Annotated in this window: 15 protein-coding genes and 1 pseudogene; 13 read left to right on the top strand and 3 right to left on the bottom strand. The window is 75.6% G+C overall.

All coding sequences use genetic code 11. The features are described 5' to 3' along the window. Positions 1 to 228 precede the first annotated feature (228 nt). The 8 genes and pseudogenes from BMW99_RS25180 (at position 229) to BMW99_RS25145 (ending at position 9,295) form a co-directional block, all read left to right on the top strand. Positions 229 to 1,790 (top strand): annotated as a pseudogene (locus BMW99_RS25180) (hypothetical protein). 215 nt (positions 1,791 to 2,005) lie between these two features. Then, positions 2,006 to 3,370, top strand: a complete 1,365-nt coding sequence (locus BMW99_RS25175) for an AAA family ATPase (RefSeq protein WP_079176173.1) — start codon at positions 2,006 to 2,008, stop codon at positions 3,368 to 3,370. 266 nt (positions 3,371 to 3,636) lie between these two features. Beyond that, positions 3,637 to 4,842, top strand: a complete 1,206-nt coding sequence (locus tag BMW99_RS25170; protein WP_075017595.1) for a vWA domain-containing protein — start codon at positions 3,637 to 3,639, stop codon at positions 4,840 to 4,842. A 150-nt stretch (positions 4,843 to 4,992) separates the two neighbouring features. Then, entirely contained in the window at positions 4,993 to 5,589 is a 597-nt protein-coding gene (locus BMW99_RS25165) for a hypothetical protein (RefSeq protein ID WP_075017594.1), read from the top strand. A gap of 73 nt (positions 5,590 to 5,662) precedes the next feature. After that, positions 5,663 to 6,166 (top strand): SigE family RNA polymerase sigma factor, encoded by a 504-nt coding sequence (locus tag BMW99_RS25160; RefSeq protein WP_069466332.1) that lies wholly within the window; start codon positions 5,663 to 5,665, stop codon positions 6,164 to 6,166. A gap of 62 nt (positions 6,167 to 6,228) precedes the next feature. Further along, entirely contained in the window at positions 6,229 to 6,993 is a 765-nt protein-coding gene (locus tag BMW99_RS25155; RefSeq protein ID WP_143080563.1) for a hypothetical protein, read from the top strand. A gap of 119 nt (positions 6,994 to 7,112) precedes the next feature. Then, complete coding sequence (locus tag BMW99_RS25150) at positions 7,113 to 8,690, top strand: cryptochrome/photolyase family protein (RefSeq protein ID WP_107451794.1); 1,578 nt, start codon at positions 7,113 to 7,115, stop codon at positions 8,688 to 8,690. Between the two features lie 137 nt (positions 8,691 to 8,827). Beyond that, entirely contained in the window at positions 8,828 to 9,295 is a 468-nt protein-coding gene (locus BMW99_RS25145; RefSeq protein ID WP_069467449.1) for a DIP1984 family protein, read from the top strand. Between the two features lie 277 nt (positions 9,296 to 9,572). On the opposite strand, the gene BMW99_RS25140 is transcribed toward BMW99_RS25145, so the two are convergent. Further along, on the bottom strand, positions 9,573 to 10,061 hold the full coding sequence (locus BMW99_RS25140) for an ArsI/CadI family heavy metal resistance metalloenzyme (RefSeq protein WP_069467450.1): 489 nt from the start codon (positions 10,059 to 10,061) through the stop codon (positions 9,573 to 9,575). A 97-nt stretch (positions 10,062 to 10,158) separates the two neighbouring features. Between BMW99_RS25140 and BMW99_RS25135 the strand changes: the two genes are divergently transcribed. From BMW99_RS25135 to BMW99_RS25125, 3 genes are read left to right on the top strand one after another with little or no spacing between them, the layout of a single operon-like run. Next, positions 10,159 to 10,602 carry an ArsR/SmtB family transcription factor gene (locus BMW99_RS25135; protein ID WP_079139094.1) on the top strand — a complete coding sequence of 148 codons (444 nt, stop codon included), beginning with the start codon at positions 10,159 to 10,161 and terminating at the stop codon, positions 10,600 to 10,602. Continuing rightward, positions 10,599 to 11,444 (top strand): aquaporin, encoded by an 846-nt coding sequence (locus BMW99_RS25130; protein ID WP_079176172.1) that lies wholly within the window; start codon positions 10,599 to 10,601, stop codon positions 11,442 to 11,444. Before BMW99_RS25135 ends, BMW99_RS25130 begins: the two co-directional genes overlap by 4 nt. A gap of 19 nt (positions 11,445 to 11,463) precedes the next feature. Then, positions 11,464 to 11,889 (top strand): arsenate reductase ArsC, encoded by a 426-nt coding sequence (locus BMW99_RS25125; protein ID WP_075017592.1) that lies wholly within the window; start codon positions 11,464 to 11,466, stop codon positions 11,887 to 11,889. 16 nt (positions 11,890 to 11,905) lie between these two features. Here BMW99_RS25125 and BMW99_RS25120 read toward each other — a convergent pair whose 3' ends face one another. Beyond that, complete coding sequence (locus tag BMW99_RS25120) at positions 11,906 to 12,580, bottom strand: DUF998 domain-containing protein (protein WP_075017591.1); 675 nt, start codon at positions 12,578 to 12,580, stop codon at positions 11,906 to 11,908. Positions 12,581 to 12,829: 249 nt separating this feature from the next. On the opposite strand from BMW99_RS25120, the gene BMW99_RS25110 reads away from it, so the two are divergent. Then, positions 12,830 to 14,500: an FG-GAP repeat domain-containing protein gene (locus tag BMW99_RS25110; RefSeq protein WP_141726057.1), complete on the top strand. Its 1,671-nt coding sequence runs from the start codon at positions 12,830 to 12,832 to the stop codon at positions 14,498 to 14,500. Between the two features lie 183 nt (positions 14,501 to 14,683). Here the strand turns inward: BMW99_RS25110 and BMW99_RS25105 are convergent, their stop codons facing one another. Further along, the gene (locus BMW99_RS25105; protein ID WP_141726058.1) at positions 14,684 to 15,244 is read right to left on the bottom strand and encodes a hypothetical protein; all 561 of its coding nucleotides are present in this window, start codon (positions 15,242 to 15,244) and stop codon (positions 14,684 to 14,686) included. A gap of 235 nt (positions 15,245 to 15,479) precedes the next feature. On the opposite strand from BMW99_RS25105, the gene BMW99_RS25100 reads away from it, so the two are divergent. Next, positions 15,480 to 16,715, top strand: coding sequence for a transcriptional regulator (locus BMW99_RS25100; RefSeq protein ID WP_245791619.1), 1,236 nt, complete (start codon positions 15,480 to 15,482; stop codon positions 16,713 to 16,715). Positions 16,716 to 16,853 lie beyond the last annotated feature (138 nt).

The following is a 16,853-nucleotide window of genomic DNA, read 5'->3' as shown; positions in this document are numbered from 1 at the left end:
GGTGAACAGATGCGGGCGGCGCCGTTGCGGACGGATGCGTTCCTCGGGGCTCTCCGGGCGGCAGGGACACAGCCGCCGTGCCCCTCCGTCGCCGGACGGCGGGCCGGCGGGCAAGCGGGACCGCGGAAAAGGGGACTGACGGATGGCGGGCGGGGTGCTTATGATGCCGGGGATGAACACCAACTCCTCGTCCGGATCGGGGGAATCGTTCGCGCAAGGTGAGTGCTGATGGCAGCTCACTTCGCGAACACGATTCCCGCCCGGCTTCTGATGTGGCGGCGCGTGCGCGCGTACGCCGTGCCACCGTCCATGATCGAGACCGCGACCGCACGGCGTGCGGTGGGGGACTGGGCGGGGGCCTGCGCCGCCGCCCGGGTCGACGCCGATCCGATCTGCGCGCCGTGCGCGACCGCCACGGCACCGAACTCACCCGACGCCTCCGGGCGGACCTGCGCCGGCTGGCGCCGGATCTGCTGCGCTGGCACCTGCCCCGGATCGCCCCTGACGGACGGCTCCGGCCCGGCCTGACGCTCTCCCTCGCCCGGTACGGGGGCCACGCCGGCACCTCGCCCCAGCTGGTCGTACGGACGCCGCCCGCCTGGGCCGACACCGGTCAGCGGCTGTCCCTCGCGCTGTGGGACGAGGCCGCCGCGTCCGCGGACGCCGCCGCGCACCACCACCCGCACCCGCATCCCGACCGGCGGTTCCGTCTCGACCTGCACCGGCACCTCTGGGACGCCACGCGCATCGGCGAACTCGCCCTGCGAACCGGCGGGTTGACATCACCGGCGCCGGACGGACCGGCGTGCGCCGCCGAGGGGTGCGACGGCGCGCACGACCTGACCGGCGACGCCGGGTGGGCGCCGGAACGGTGGGCCGCCGAGGCCGAGGTGCTGCTCGCGGCCGAGGGGCGTCCCCGCGGGGCCTTCGCCGTGCGGCTCGGACCCCGCCATCGCGCCGCGTTCGACCTCGTCGCCCCCGACGGCAGCCATGCCCCGACGGCCCGGCCGCTGCGGCCGGCACCGTCGTCGCGGGAGGTCGACGATCTGCCGCTGCTGCCGGAGGCGGCGGCCCGGGCCCTCCCGGATCTGGAACTGCTGCGGGCAGGGCTCGTCGCCCTCGACCGGCTGCATCCGCTCGTCGCGACGGCGTTGCGGGACGTCGCCCCGCAGAACGGTGCGGGCCGCGGCCCGGCCCCGGATACCCCGGGGGCCCTCGAAGCCGTGGCGCCCGCCGCGGCCGACCCGCACCGGGTCGAGTGCCGCGGCGCGGTCCACCGGATCGCGCTGCGCGACGGGGCTCTGACGGCCGTCGACCACGACCCCGCCGAACTGCGCGGCGAGGAACTGCTGGTGGCGCTCGGCGGCCCGGCGCTGCCGTGCCTGCGGGCGATCGACGTGGCGCACCGCGAGCCCGAGGCGCTGCCCGCGGTGCGGGAGCGGCTCGGTCACGGTGACGTCGCCGGGGCGCTCGACGTGCTCGAAGGGCTGCTCGGACCCGCCGCGATCCTGCGTGAGGGGCCGCTCCGGGAGGAACTGGAGGCGGCCGCGGCCGGGCGCGTCGCGCACGGGCTGTTCCGCTCCGGGCTGGTCGCCGTCCACCCGGCCGCGGCCGGAGCGGCCGCCCGGGCCGCAAACGGCGACGCGTCCGGCGCGGGAGGCACGGCGTCCGGCCACCGGCCGCGGCTCGACCGCCGCACACCTCCCGTGCTGAACCACAAACGGAGGACCCGGACGCGACCGCGAGCCGGCCTGTTCCCGCCCGCCGTGCCCCGGCGCCGGCCGGTCTGACGACCGCGCGGCCGCGCGAGTCCGTCCGGTCGCCCGGCCGCCGTCGCCCGTCAGCCGATCCGTCCTGACCGTCCCGGCGTTCCCGCCGAACCTGCCGCAGCCCCCCGGCACGCACCCGCCCGGCGCGTGCCGCCCTCACGGGCCGACCCGGCCCGCCCCTGCCACCGCCCGGAGGACGGGCGTCCTCGTCCTCCCTTCCCACACCAGGTGATGCCATGACTTCCAGCACCCTCCTGCCCGCGCCCGTTGAGCCCGCGACGGCCGAAGCCGTGACGGCCGAGCCCGCCGCCGTCCCCGAACCCGCCGTCCCCGAACCCGCCGCCCGGGAACCCCGCGCGCTCGTCCCCGATCCCCAACTCGTGCTCGCCGACGATCTGTTGACCCTGCTCCGGACGACCACCACGGAGCCGCGCCCCGACGAGCAGCTGGAGGCCCTCACCCTGGCCGTCGCCGCCGACCTGCCCGTGCTGCTCTGGGGCGAGCCGGGCATCGGCAAGACGGCGGCCTTGACGCACCTCGCCGCCACCCTCGACCTCCCGCTGACGACCGTCATCGCCAGCGTCCACGAGCCGACGGACTTCTCCGGGCTGCCCATCGTCGGCGACGACCCGGAGGTGCGGGGCGTGCCGATGGCGCCGCCGAAGTGGGCCGTCGAACTCGTGCGGGCCGGACGGGGGTTGCTCTTCCTCGACGAACTCTCCACCGCCACCCCGGCCGTTCAGGCCGCGCTGCTCCGCGTCGTCCTGGAGCGAAGGGTCGGCGCGCTCCAACTGCCGCCGGGCGTAAGGATCGTGGCCGCCGCGAATCCGCGCGCCTCGGCGGCGGACGGCTGGGAGCTGAGCCCGCCGCTGGCCAACCGGTTCGTGCACTTGTACTGGGTGCACGACCGCGAGGTGGTAGTGCGCGGGCTGGGCGGGACCTGGCCCCGGGCCGAGCTGCCCCGGCTGGTTCCGGAACGGCTGCCCGACGCGGTGGCGTACGCCCGGACCGCGGTCTGCGGCTTCCTGGAGGCGCGGCCGACGCTGATCCACCGGCTGCCGAGCACCGAGACCCGCCGCGGCGGCGCCTGGCCGTCGCCGCGCAGCTGGGAGGCCGCGCTGACGCTGCTGGCGTTCGGCACGGCCGCCGGCGTCTCCCGGGAGGTGCTGGCGCTGGTGGTGCGGGGTGCGGTCGGGGACGGACCGGGACTCGAACTCCTCGCGCATCTGGACCGGATGGAGCTGCCGGACCCGGAGTCCCTGCTCGCCGACCCGGCCGCGGCGGACCTGCCCGAGCGGGGCGATCTGCGCCAGGCGGCCCTGGAGGCGGTGGTCGCGGCGGTGGGGGCGCGGCCGGTGCGGGAACGCTGGGAGGCGGGGTGGGCGGTGCTGGTCCGCGCGCTGGAGACCGGCGCCCCGGATCTTCTCGTCGCGCCCGCGACGGCACTGGCCGGACTGCGGCGCGACGACTGGGAGGTGCCGGAGGCCGTGGTGCGCCTCACCGATGTGATCGGCCTCTCCCGGCGGGCGGACCGGTCGGTGGAGCGGGTCGCGGCCGCGAAGGCCGCGGCGGACGCACGACGCGCGCCGGTGCGGCGATGACGGCGCCCGAGGGGCGGCCGCTGCCGCACGCGAAGCCCGCGCCCCAGCCCGCGCGACCCGGCCCGGGGCCGCACTCCGAACGGCCACGGCCCGCGCCCCCGCGGCCCGCCCCCACGCCCGCGCGGCCCAAGCCCGCCCCGCCCCGCCCGGGCCCGTCCGCCGTCCCGGCGCCGCCCGCCCGTCCCGGCGCCCGTCACCCCTCCGCCGGCGCCCCGTACCGCCCCGCCGCGTCCGGCCTCGCCCCGTCGCCCGGACTTCCCCTCGACATGGAGAAGTTGCTCGCCGCCCGCCTGCACGCGGTGAAGGTCCGTCCGTACCTCGCCGCGGCCCTCTTCGCCCTGCGGGTGGTGGAGGACCGGTCGGTGCCGACGATGGCGGTCGACGCGCACTGGCGCTGCTACGTCTCCCCGGCGTTCGTCGCCCGCATCCCGCCGGAGGAGCTGGCGGGCGTCTGGGTGCACGAGGTGTCGCACCTGCTGCGGGACCACCACGGGCGGGGTGAGCGGTACGCGCGGGAGCACGAGGCGTACGGGCCGGGGGAGAAGCTGCGCCGCAACATCGCCGCCGACTTCGAGATCAACGACGACATCTACGGCGACGGGCTGCCCCGGCCCGCGGGCGCCGTGCTGCCGTCGCTGCTGCGGCTGGACGAGGGGCTGCTGATGGAGGAGTACCTGCGGCGGGCGTCGATGTCCGGGCCCCACGCGGACCTGGCCTGGCTCGACTGCGGCAGCGGTGCCGACGGGCACGTCCGGCCGTGGGACCTGGGGCCGGACGGGGCGCACGGGCTGAGCAGGCAGCAGCAGGACGCGATCCGGTTCCGGGTCGCCGAGGGGATCAAGGGGCGGCCGGGGGACGCCCCGCAGGGCTGGCGCCGGTGGGCCGACGAGGCGTTCCATCCGCCGCAGCCCTGGCGGCAGTTGCTGGGCGCCGCGGTCCGCGCGGCGGCGGGCGCGCCCGGGGTCGGCGAGGACCACAGCTACGGGCGCCCGTCCCGGCGGGGCACGGCCGTTCCCGGCGTGCTGCTGCCGAGCCTGCGCCGCATGCCGCCGCGGGTCTGCGTCGTGATCGACACCTCGGGGTCGGTGAGCGACGCCGAACTGGGCGGCGCGCTGCTGGAGGTGGCGGCGATCTCGCGGGCAGTGGGCGGGCGGCGCGACCTGGTCTCGGTCGTCTCCTGCGACGCGGCCGCCGGGATCGCCGTCCCGATCTGCCGGGCCGAGGGCATCGAGCTGGTCGGCGGCGGGGGCACGGACCTGCGCTCCGGGTTCACCCGCGCCCTGCGGTCCCGGCCCCGCCCGGACGTGGTCGTGGCGCTGACGGACGGGCAGACGCCGTGGCCCTCCGAACAGCCGCCGTGCCGCACCGTCGTCGGCCTCTTCCCCCGTCCGCCCCGCCGTGTGCACGAGGACGACTCCGTGTACGTCCCGGACACCCCGCCGTCCTGGGCCCGGGTCGTCACCATCGGCTGAACGGACCCGGCTGCCAAGGGTGTTGGGGAAGCCGCGGAGAAGGAGTCCCGCCCGCCGTGCAACCTCGTCGGCGCCACGGGAGTGAAGGGGGTGGAGGAACGAGGCGCCCGGTCCTCCGCGCGACCGGAACGACCGTATCGAAGGAGCATCATGAACCTGCGCACCCTCGCATCCGCCGCGGCCCTCGCTGCGACGGCCACGCTCGGCGCGACCGCCGCTCACGCGTCCGCGGCCCCCGCCCCGGCCGCCCACGCCGCCGTCCCCGCCGCCGCCCGGGCCGCCGCCGCGCCCGCCCGGGCCGCCGCCGCGCCCGCCCGGGCCGCCGCGGCCGTCTCGACGGCCGGCGCGCCGGCCGTGCAGGTGGTGCGGCCCGGGCAGCTGGTGGACGCCGGCCACGGCCAGTACCTGAAGCTCACCCGCACCGAGCGGTGCGTCGGCACGCCGTCCCTGTGGGTCAGCTGCAAGAGCGTGTCGGACGGCAACCAGCCCGCGGGCACGGTGAGCCTGCAGTCCGACGGCGACGCGTCCGGCACCCTGTACTCCCCGCTGTACATCGGCGACGGCCGGGCGGCCCGCATGACGGTGACGGCCGGAGGCGTCACCTACCAGGTCCACGTGGTCACGCTCGCCGGCCACCCCGGCTACGCGACCGGGTACGTCTGGGGCCCGCCCACCACCCAGTTCCCCGGTGAGACGCCCGAGGTCACCGTGTACGACGCCGCGGGCACGGTCCTTGCGCACCTGTGAGAGCCCCCCTCTCGCCGCGTCCACGCGCGGCGGCACGGCTCCGGGACACGTACCGTCCCGGGGCCGCGCCGCGCTGGGCGCCCACCCGGACTTCGAGTCCTGGGCGGCGGCCCGCTGGCCGCGCCTGGTGCGGACCGCCTACCTGCTGACCGGCGACCACCACGAGGCGGAGGACCTGGTCCAGACGACGCTCGCCAAGGTCTATCTCGCCTGGCCGCGCATCAGCCGGCTCGACGAGCCCGACGCCTACGTCCACCGCGCGCTGGCCAACAACAACCTCAGCCGGTTCCGCCGGCGCCGCGTCGTCCACCTGCTCACGTCCCGGCTGCCGGAGCGGAGCCGGCCCGAGACCACCGCCGACGTCGAGAACCGGACCGCACTGGTCACCGCCCTCGCCGCGCTCCCGCCGCGGATGAGGGCGGTGGTCGTGCTGCGCTACTGGGAGGACCTCAGCGAGCAGCAGGTCGCCGACGTGCTGGGCTGCACGACCGGGAACGTCAAGAGCCAGGCCAGCCGCGGCCTGCGCAAACTCCGCGACCACCCCGCGCTCGCCGCGGGCGAGGGCGGCGAGCGGTGAGGCCCGCGGCGGGGGGACGCGGAAGGGGAAGGACCGGTGGGTACGGGCAGGTGGGAGGCGACGTGAACGGACGGCCCTGGGACCCGGCCGCTGGCCCCGGTGACGCGGCCGCTGCGGACGGGCCCGAGGAACGCATGCGGCGCGCCCTGCACGACGCCGCGGACACCATCGATCCGCACGCCTGGCCGTCCCGCGAGGTGCGGGGACGTGCGGCACGACGCCGGCGGAACCGGCGGATCGCGGCCTGCCTGCCCCTCGTCGGCGCGGTGGCCGCCGTCGCCGCGGTGGCGGGCGGCGTGGCCCTCGGCCCCGACGCGTCCCGCCCGGCGGCGGCCCGCCACGCCCCGTCCGTACCGGCCGCCCCGGCGCCCCCGGCGAGCGCCGCCCCGTCGCCCCGCGTCGACTGGCCGTCGGTGCGCGTGGTCGCGCCGGGCGCGGTCGTCGACGTCGGCGGCCACGGCGAAAAGCTGCGGCTCACGCCCGTCGAGGGCTGCGTCGACTGGAACGAGGGCGGCGGATGGGACTGCCGCGACGAGTCCGACCGGGACGGGAACCAGCCGGCGGATTCGGTCAGCGCCCTGACGCACAGCTACGACGGCGGCGTGCGCTACCTGCTGACGTACCGGGGGGCGCAGGCGCCCGCGCGGATGGCCGTCACCGTCGACGGCCGCGTCCGGCCCGCGCTGGTGCTGTTCCCGGCGGGCCGGCCGGGATGGGCGGCCGGGTACGTCGACGTCCCGGCGTCCGCCGCGGGACAGGACACGTTCCCGCCCCTGAACCTCACGGTCTGGGACGCGCACGGCCGGGTGATCGCGACGTTCGGCTGAGCGCCCGGAGCGGCGGCGTGCGGTCGCGGTGCGCGGCTGGCAGCATCGGCGGCGCGCGACGCCAGTGGTGACGGCGGCGCGCGGGACGACGAGTGCGGCGCGCCCGCGCGGGAGAGGCGGTGTCCGTGGCGCCACGCCCGCACTGGCTGTTCGGGGACCAGTTGGGCCCGCACTTCCTCGACCCGCGCCACGGCGGGCCGGACGCGCAGGCGCCGGTCGTGATGGTCGAGGCCCGGTCGGTGCTGCGCCGCCGCCGCTTCCACCGGGCCAAGGCGCATCTGGTGCTGTCGGCGATGCGGCACCGCGCCGCCGAGCTGGGCGACCGGGTGACGTACGTCAAGGCGGAGACGTACGCCGAAGGTCTCGAGCAGGCGCTCGGGCGCGCCGGGCGCGGGCGCCGGATGACGGTGTGCCATCCCACGTCACGCGCGGCGCTGGACTTCGTCCGGGCGCTGGGCGGCGACGGGAATGCGAACGGGAACGGGAACGCGAGCGCGCGCGGGGATGTCGGCGTCGACGTCCTGCCGGCCAGGGGCTTCCTGGTGTCGCACGACGACTTCGCGGGGTGGGCCGGCCGCGGCGGCGGGCGGAGCCTGCGGCTGGAGGGCTTCTACCGCTGGGTGCGCGAGCGCCACGGCCTCCTCATGGACGGCGGCGAGCCGGCCGGCGGCCGGTGGAACCTCGACCACGACAACCGCGAGCCCCCGCCGCGCGGGCGCGACACCCTCGACGTCGAAGGCCCCTGGCAGCCCCACGAGGACGCCGTCGACGACGAGGTCCGCCGCGACCTCGACCGCTGGGAGCGGGCCGGCGACATCGCGTTCGTCGGCCGCGACGGCCCGCGCCGCTTCCCCGCGACCCGGCGCGAGGCCCTGTCCGCGCTGCGCCGCTTCGTCACCCACCGGCTGCCCGACTTCGGCCGCTACGAGGACGCCATGCTCGCGGCCGACCCCGTCATGAGCCACAGCCTGCTGTCCGCGCCCCTCAACCTCGGCCTCCTCGACCCGGCCGAGTGCGTGGAGCGCGCCGAACACGCCTACCGCGCGGGCGACGCGCCGCTCAACAGCGTCGAGGGCTTCGTCCGGCAGATCGCCGGCTGGCGCGAGTACGTCTGGCACCTGTACTGGCACTTCGGTGAGGACTACCGGCACCGCAACGTGCTGCGCCACACCGCGCCGCTGCCGGAGTGGTTCCTGGAACTGGACGCCGACGCGGTCACCGCGAACTGCCTGTCCACGGTGCTGGCCCAGGTGCGCGACACCGGCTGGACCCACCACATCCCCCGGCTGATGGTCCTCGGCAGCCGTGCGCTGCAGGACGGCTGGGACCCCGCCGCCGTCACCGACTGGTTCCACCGCTGCTTCGTCGACGGCTACGACTGGGTGATGCTGCCGAACGTCGTCGGCATGTCGCAGTACGCCGACGGCGGCCTGATGACCACCAAGCCGTACACCTCGGGCGGCGCCTACCTCCACCGCATGAGCGACCTCTGCGGCGCCTGCGCCTACCGCCCCACCGACCGCACCGGCGAGCACGCCTGCCCCTACACCGCCGGCTACTGGTCCTTCCTGCACCGCCACCGCACCCGCCTCGCCGCCAACCCCCGCACCGCCCGTGCCGTCCACGGCCTGGACCGCCTCACCGACCTCCCCGCCCTCCTCGACGAAGCCGCCTCCCGCGCCAACACCCCACCCTGATCCGGCGATCGGCGCACGGGCCTGCCGATCGGCCGGGACCGGGGCGGGCTTGTGGTGCCGTGTGCGCGCGGGGGCGGCGCCGGAGCCCCGCGGCGCCCGGTGCTACGGTGCGCCTCGGACCAAGGGGAGGCGCAGAAGTGAAACTCGCAGAAGCGCTGGCAGAGCGGGCGGACGCGGCCCGGCGCGTGGAGCAGTTGCGTTCGCGGGTGGTGAGCAGCGCGCGGTATCAGGAGGGCGAAGCCCCCGCCGAGGACGCGGCGTCGCTCCTGGCGGAGGCCGGTGAGGTGCTCGACACCCTGGAGTCGCTGATCCGCCGCATCAACCGGACCAACGCCGCGGTGGTGATGGGCGACGGCAGCACGCTGACCGACGCGCTCGCCCGCCGTGACGTCCTCCGGCTGCGGCACGCCGTGATCACGTCGGCCGCGGAGGCCGCGGCGGGCCGCGACCAGCGCGCCGTCCGCCAGCTGCGCTCCGAGCTGACCATGCTGTCCGCACTGCCGGTCGCGGAACTGCGCGGGCAGGCCGACGTGCTCGCCCGCGAGATCCGCGAGCTGGACATGCGTATCCAGCGCACCAACTGGGAGGCCGACCTCGTGGACTGACCGGGGCGGCGAACCGGACGATGGGGAGCAGGTAGCCGTGGCGGAGGCGTGCACGCACCGTGGGCCGGCGGTATATCCGGCCCTCTCTTGGCGCGCGGAGAGCAGCGCGGGGGTTCGACTCCCCATCACAACGCAGCTCCGCACCGCGCACAAGTGAGCGCGCACACCGCACAGCACATCACCATGTGCAGATCCGCGACGGCGAGGGCGGGAACGGGGCATCCACATCGTGCGGAGACGCGCTCCGGCGGGCTGCCGGCGGCGGCCGCGCCGTCGGTCAGCCGCCGCAGGAGCAGCCGCCGGTGGCGGTGGAGGCGGGCTCGGGGCGGCCGCCGGCCGCGCAGCAGGTGGCGTCGGGCGCGGACGCCGGTGCGCTCTTGCCGAGGGTGCCGGCGTCGGCCTTCACCACGTAGACCTCCCAGGGCTCGTTGCCGGGGGCGGTGACCCAGACCTTGTCCTGGAGGGCGTAGCAGCAGGAGGTGTCGTTCTCCTCGAACGTCGCCAGGCCCGCTTCCCGGAGGCGGCCGGTCGCGGCGGCGACCTCCTCGGTGGACTCCACCTCGACGCCCAGGTGGTCGAGCCGGGTGGAGCCGCCCTCGTCGTCGCCCCCGCCTTCGATGAGGACGAGCTTGAGCGGGGGCTCGGCGATGGCGAAGTTGGCGTAGCCGGGGCGGCGCTTGGCCGGCTCGGTACCGAAGAGCCGGGAGTAGAAGGCGACGGAGCCTTCGAGGTCTGCGACACGCAGGGCGAGCTGGACGCGGGACATGGCGTCTCCTCTGACAGGACTTCTGTATCGACGTTCATCGATACAGCTCGACACGTCCGAGGTTGCCAGGGGATTCGACAGGTGTCAACATAGACGCATGTCTAAGTCAGGGCAGCGGACAGAGCTGCCGATCCTCGGCCAGGACGAGACCGGCACCGGCACCGGCAGCGGCGCAGGAGCCGGCACCCCCGCCGACGCGGCGTGCTGCTCGCCGATGGTCCGCGAACCCCTCGACGCCTCCGACGCCGCCGACCTGGCGCGCATGTTCAAGGCGCTGTCCGACCCGGTGCGCCTGCGCCTGCTCTCGCTGATCGCCTCCCACGAGGGCGGCGAGGCGTGCGTCTGCGACCTGACCGGCCCGTTCGACGTGTCCCAGCCGACGATCTCCCACCACCTGAAGGTGCTGCGGGAAGCGGGCCTGGTCGGCAGCGAGCGGCGGGCGACCTGGGTCTATTACTGGGTGATCCCGGACGCCCTCGCCCGCCTCTCCTCGCTCCTGCGGACCGCACCGGCCCCCGAGCGGGCCGGTGCCCCGGCATGAGCGACGCGGTTCCGCTGCGCCGCAGGGCGGTCGCGGAGTGTGCCGGCACGGCCGCTCTGGTCGCGGTGGTCGTCGGCTCGGGAATCCAGGCCGCGAGCCTGTCCCACGACGTCGGCGTGCAACTGCTCGCCAACTCCCTGGCCACCGTCTTCGGCCTCGGCGTGCTGATCGCGCTGCTCGGCCCGGTCTCCGGCGCGCACTTCAACCCGGTCGTCAGCCTCGCCGCGTGGTGGACCGGCCGGGCGGACGGGGACGGCCTGCCCGCCCGGGACCTCGCCGTCTACGTCCCCGCGCAGATCGCGGGCGCGATCGGCGGTGCGGTCCTGGCCGACGCGATGTTCGCCCACCCGCTGGTCCGCTGGTCCGCGCACGACCGGTCGGCCGGGCACCTGCTGCTCGGCGAGGTCGTGGCGACGGCGGGCCTGATCCTGCTGGTCCTCGGCCTCGGCCGCACCGGACAGCGGCGCGCGGCCCCCGTCGCGGTCGCCTCGTACATCGGCGCCGCGTACTGGTTCACGTCCTCCACCAGCTTCGCCAATCCCGCGGTGACGATCGGCCGCGCCTTCTCCGACACCTTCGCAGGCATCGCCCCCGCCTCGGTCGCACCCTTCGTCGCCGCGCAGTGCGCCGGGGCCGTGGCCGGCCTCGTCCTCGTCGCGGCGGTCTTCGGCCGCGCCACCCCCGCGGCCGCCTCACCCGCGGCCGCACCGACCGCGGCCGCACCGACCGCCGCACCCGCCGCCGTCCCCGCAGCCGCCGCCGTCCCCGCAGCCGCGGCCGTCCCCGCACCCGCCGCCGTCCCCGCCCGCGGGGAGACCGGCCCCGCCCCCACCAACCCCTGACCCGACCCGAGGAACTTCTGTGAGCACCCCCGCCGTCCCGACCGTGCTGTTCGTCTGCGTCCACAACGCCGGGCGTTCGCAGATGGCCGCGGCCTTCCTGACCCACCTCGCCGGTGACCGCGCCGAGGTCCGCTCGGCCGGCTCGGCGCCCGCCGACGCGGTCAACCCCGCCGTCGTGGCGGCCATGGAGGAAGTGGGCATCGACATCTCCGCCGAGGTGCCCAAGGTGCTGACCTCCGACGCCGTCCAGGCCTCCGACGTCGTCATCACCATGGGCTGCGGCGACGCCTGCCCCGTCTTCCCCGGCAAGCGGTATCTCGACTGGCGGCTCGACGACCCGGCCGGTCAGGGGGTCGACGCGGTGCGCCCCATCCGCGACGAGATCCACCGCCGCGTCGCGGGCCTCCTCGCCGAGCTCGGCGTCGAGGTGTCGGACGAGCGCTAGCGACGGCGCCCGCGGGTCACGCCCGGCGGGCGTGGAGCAGGCAGGAGCCGACCACGATGACGGGCCACAGGGACTGCACGGTCGTCAGCACGCGCTCGGCGATGCCCGGGGCGCTGTGCAGCTCCAGCGCGACCAGAAACCATGCGGCGCCGGCCCCTATCAGCGCCGACACCGTGTAGGACGGCACGGGTCTGAGCGCCCAGGGCGTGTCCGCCCAGCGGGGTGCGTAGGCGGCCCCCGGCCCCCGGCCCGTCCCCGCGTCCGGCCTCCGGCCCGAGCGCGCGCGCCGGGACGCGCGCACCCCGCGGCCGCACGCCAGCACCGGCCACACGGCCAGCAGCGAGAACCCGACCGTGACCACCGAGCCGTGCGAGAACGAGCCCCCGGTCAGCGGCGCCGGGAACAGCGCCAGCAGCATCGCGCAGAGGCCGCCCGCGCCGAGCGCCAGACGCCCCGCGGGCGCGGCCGCCCGCAGCCCGAATGCGGTGGTCAGATGGCACACGCCGAGCAGGATCAGCGTGGAGGTCAGCGCCCAGTACCCGGTGGGCCCGGTGGCCGCCAGCACGCTGATCGTCTGATGGACGGGGTTGTACGAGGGCTCCTCCAGCAGCGTCGCCGTCATCGACCCACCGATCAGCACGACCGGCGCACACGCGGACGAGAGCACCGCCCACCATGTCACGCGTCCCATGTGACTACCGTAAAACGGACATATCCCAACTTCCTGCGCACACGCGGAACCCCGCGCGGTGGCGGTCGTTGTCAGTGGCCGGGCGCCGGCGCGCGGCACGCCGGGCCACGCATGTCTCCGACGGAGGTGCGCCGATCCCGCGGTGTGCCCGACGGCGCCACCGGCTATCCTCGCGCCGACCGGGGGGTCACCCGCGACCGGCGTGCGGACGGCACGGCCTGGGCGGGACGGGTTGGGGGAGGAAACGTGATGCGTCGATCCACACGGACGCCGGAGACGCCGGGAACGCCGGGAACGGGGAGGACGCCGGGAACGGCGAGGACGCCGGGGAGGCGGCTCGCGGTCTGGGCCGCGGGCGCCGCGCTCGGGCTGACGGCCGCCACGGCGCTCTCCGTCTCGACGGCGGGCCCCGCGTCCGCGGTCACCGCGTGGACCGAGCCGGGGTTGATCACGACAGAGTCGTCCACCTTGCTGGTGCAGACGGTCGCGAACGACGGCACCTCCACGTCGATCTGCGATCCGTGCACGGACGAGTACCGCCAGTTGCTCGACATCGGCGACATGAGCGGTGGCACCGGCGACGACATCCTCGCCCTCACCGCCACCGGGCAGTTGCGGCTGTACGCGAGCAGTGTGCGGCGGCCGTCGAACTCGCCGTACACCGCCGTCGGCGGCGGTTGGCAGACCTACAACCAGGTCACCGTCGTCGGTGACCTGACCGGGGACGGGCGGGCCGACCTGATGGCCCGCGACACCCACGGCCGCCTCTGGTTCTACGCCAGCCAGAACAGCCTCAGCCAGCCGTTCCGGCCACGCGTCCAGGTCGGCAGCAGCTGGAACGTCTACGACCAGATCATCGGTGCCGCGAACTTCGACGGGTCCGCGCGCGGCTCGCTCGTGGCCCGCGACCTGCAGGGCCGGCTGTGGCTGTACGACGGCCGGTCGAACGGCACGCTCACCGTCCGCCGTCAGATCGGCACGGGCTGGAACATCTACAACCAGCTCATCGGTCTCGACCGGAACCAGGACGGCCACGGTGACATCCTCGGCCGGACCGAGGCCGGCGCGTTCTACCTCTACGCGGGCGACGGAGCCGGGGGATACGCCGGCCGCGTTCGGGACGCGGGCTCCACCGCGGACTGGCGGTACGACGCCATCGCCGACGAGGGCCACCAGCCGGACTTCGGCAAGGGGCAGCTCCTCGGCCGCATGCCCAACGGCGACGCGTACCTCTACGAGGGCCGGGAGGACGGGACGTTCTTCCCGCGTCAGGGGATCGCCTTCGGCTACGCCCCATCCCGGTATCCGTTGATGACCTCGTCCGCGGCCTTCGGGGACGACGGTGCGCCCGGGCTCGTCGTCACGACGAACCCGGGTCCGACCTACGGCGGGATGCTGCTCAACCTCTACAGCGAAGACGGCCAGGACCTCTCGCTGTACTACTACTCGGCGATCGCCGGCCCCGGCGACCTCAACGGCGACGGCCACGGCGACATGGTCGCCCGCGACACCGGCGGCCACCTGTGGTTCATCGCAGGCCACGCCGACGGCACGCTCGGCACCAACACGCGCCACCTGATCGGCGCCGGCTGGAACGGCTACCGCACCATCGCCGGCGCCGGCGACCTGAGCGGCGACGGCGTGGCGGACATCGTCGCCACGACACCCGGCGGCGACATGTACCTGTACGCGGGCCTGGGCAACGGCACGTTCGCGAGCCGGGTCCACGTCGGCTCGGGCTGGCAGGGCTACACCAGGATCGCCGCGCCGGGCGACCTCACCGGCGACGGCAAGAGCGACCTGGCGGCCGCCGACTCCGCCGGCCGCCTGTGGCTCTACCCCGGCCTCGGCAACGGCCACTTCGGCACCCGCGTCGAGATCGGCACCGCCGGCTGGAACGGCTTCCACGACATCACCTGACCGCCGCCGCGAAGGCGGCACCGAGGAGCAGGACGGCCGCCGCGCCGACGGCCGTCCGTCTGTTTCCGTGCAGGCCTGGCTGTGACGCTGTCAGGCGTTCCCCCCACCTTGACCGGCGCGGGCTGCGAGTCCCGGCAACACCAAGGGGATTTGCGTGGTGTCAGAGGCCTCGGCGGCGCACCGTCAGCGCGCCGCGGGCGGGGGATTCGCGGCGTCCGGAGGGGTGCCGAGGTTCCAGAACCGCCAGGACGCTCGCGAGGACGGACTCGCCAGGTGGATCTCCAGCTGGTCCCGCGCCTGGTCGGCGTACCGGATCAGCACGGTGGCGTCCGCGCTGTCGGAGTCGTTGGCGACGACGGTCGCCGTCGCGGTGCCGCTGTTGGCGTCGTGCGTGTGGGCGAAGTCGGACGTCGGGAAACCGGTCGGGCCGCCGTCGTCCCGGGACGGGACCACCGCGCGCAGTTCGCTCGGGCTGTGATGGGCGAGTGCGCGCAGATAGCAGCGGATGAGTCCGGCCTGGTCCGCATCGCCCGCCCGTACGTCGACCTGCCACGCACACGACCGCCCCGCCGCGTCCGGCCCCTCGGAGTAGTCCCGGGCCTTCCGCCACGCGGCCGGCCCCAGCCAGACGCCGAGCAGCACCACCAGGACGGCCGTCACCGCGATGATGCGCCGCCGCGTCGCTCTCCGCGATGCCCCCGAGTCGCCGGCTCCCGCGTCAGCGGCCCCCGTGCCTCCGGCCATGCCGTCCTCCCCCTCCCCGCCGTGGCGATCGCCGGCCGTGCCGCCGCGCGTCGTCCCGAACGTCCGCATCCTGCCAGCCGCGCCGGCCGGAGCGCAGCCCGGCCACGGAAACCCTCCCCGCGTCCGCTCCCTGCCGGGCCCGGTGTGAGCGGCGGCTGATTGCCGCGGAGCCCGACCGGGTAAGGCGGCTACGCAACTGTCCCAACGCCGACCGGGGGTGCGCATGAGTGCGGAGATGGGTCTGGCAATTCTGGGCGCAGCGACGGGAGTTGGCGGCGCCTACTACGGGTGGCGGGCGCTGGACCAGGACGCGGTCGAGAAGTCGCACGCGGCCTTCCGCAAGGAGCGGGACGATCTTCGCGAGCGCTACGTCGAGTTGTGCGAGACGGCGGCGGACATGCACACGGCAGCGCGGGCCGGGCTGGAGCGCATCGGCGGCACCTCGCTCCTGTGGGAGCCGTCGATGCGCCCGCCGGCTCCCCTCCCGCTGTCGTCCGTCACGGCCGAATGGCGGCCCGGCGCTCCGCCGGGGGACCCCGCGATCCTGCGGGCCGCCCGGCGGGGCCTGCCCAGGGAGTCGAAGTGGCAGCGGTACGAGACCTACTCGTCCGCGCTCGGGGTGCTGGCACGGCCGGCGCTCTTCGAGAACCGCCCGTCGTTCCGGCTCGTGGCCGCCGACTGGCACGCGACGGGGGGACCGCGGATGGCGTTCAGCCGCGCCCGGTACTTCGACCTCGTCGACCAGAACGAGGCCGTCGCCCACGAGCTCGCCCATGCCACGCGCGCCGCGCCCCACCGCACCCCCGCCTGGCGCCGGACGCCGATGCGCCGGCTCATGGCGGACGACCCCCTGTCGCTCACCCGCCGCGTCGTGCTGCCGTCCGTGGGGACGCTGACCGTTCGCCGCACCCCTGACGGCGAGGGGACGTTCTTCCTCCTCCTGCGCGGAAAGGGGCAGGTGGCGACGGGGGAGGACACCTACGGACCGCTGCCCGCGGGGATGTTCCAGCCCGCGTCGCTCTCACCGTTGGCCCACCGCGAGGACCTGGACCTGTGGCGCACACTGATGCGCGAGTACAACGAGGAGTTCCTCGGCGCTCCCGACGCCATAGGCGATGCGGGCAGCCAGGTCGACTACTCCCAGCCTCCGTACGACCACATGGAATCGGCCCTCGCCGACGGGTCGCTCCGCGTGTGGTGCCTGGGCATGGGCCTGGAGCCGCTGAACCTGGCCGTGTGCATCCTGACGGTGGCCGTCTTCGACGCCGCCGCCTTCGACACGATCTTCGCGCGGGCCGTGGAACAGAACGACGAGGGAAAGGTCGTCGGGGGCCTCCGCTCACGCGGCACCCTCACCGGTCTTCCGCTGACCGCGGAGACCGTCGCCGACCTCCCGAAGCACCGTATGTCGTCCCCTGCGGCCGGCCTGCTCCACCTTGCCGTCCAGCACCGCGCCCTCCTCCTGTCCTAGAGAGCGCGGGGTGTTCCTCAGGAGCTCCTTGCCTACACGTCGGAGTCGTCCGGCATGCCCCCGACACCGACGGATTCCTGGTGAAGGAAGGTCTCGTCCTCCCCGAAGTCCGGGGCCTGGAAGGGGTGTGTCGTCGGA

The sequence above is a fragment of the Actinacidiphila rubida genome (assembly GCF_900110255.1).
Taxonomy (GTDB): domain Bacteria; phylum Actinomycetota; class Actinomycetes; order Streptomycetales; family Streptomycetaceae; genus Actinacidiphila; species Actinacidiphila rubida.
Note: the sequence above shows the minus strand (reverse complement) of the source record. Positions and strands in the feature narration are given on the sequence as shown.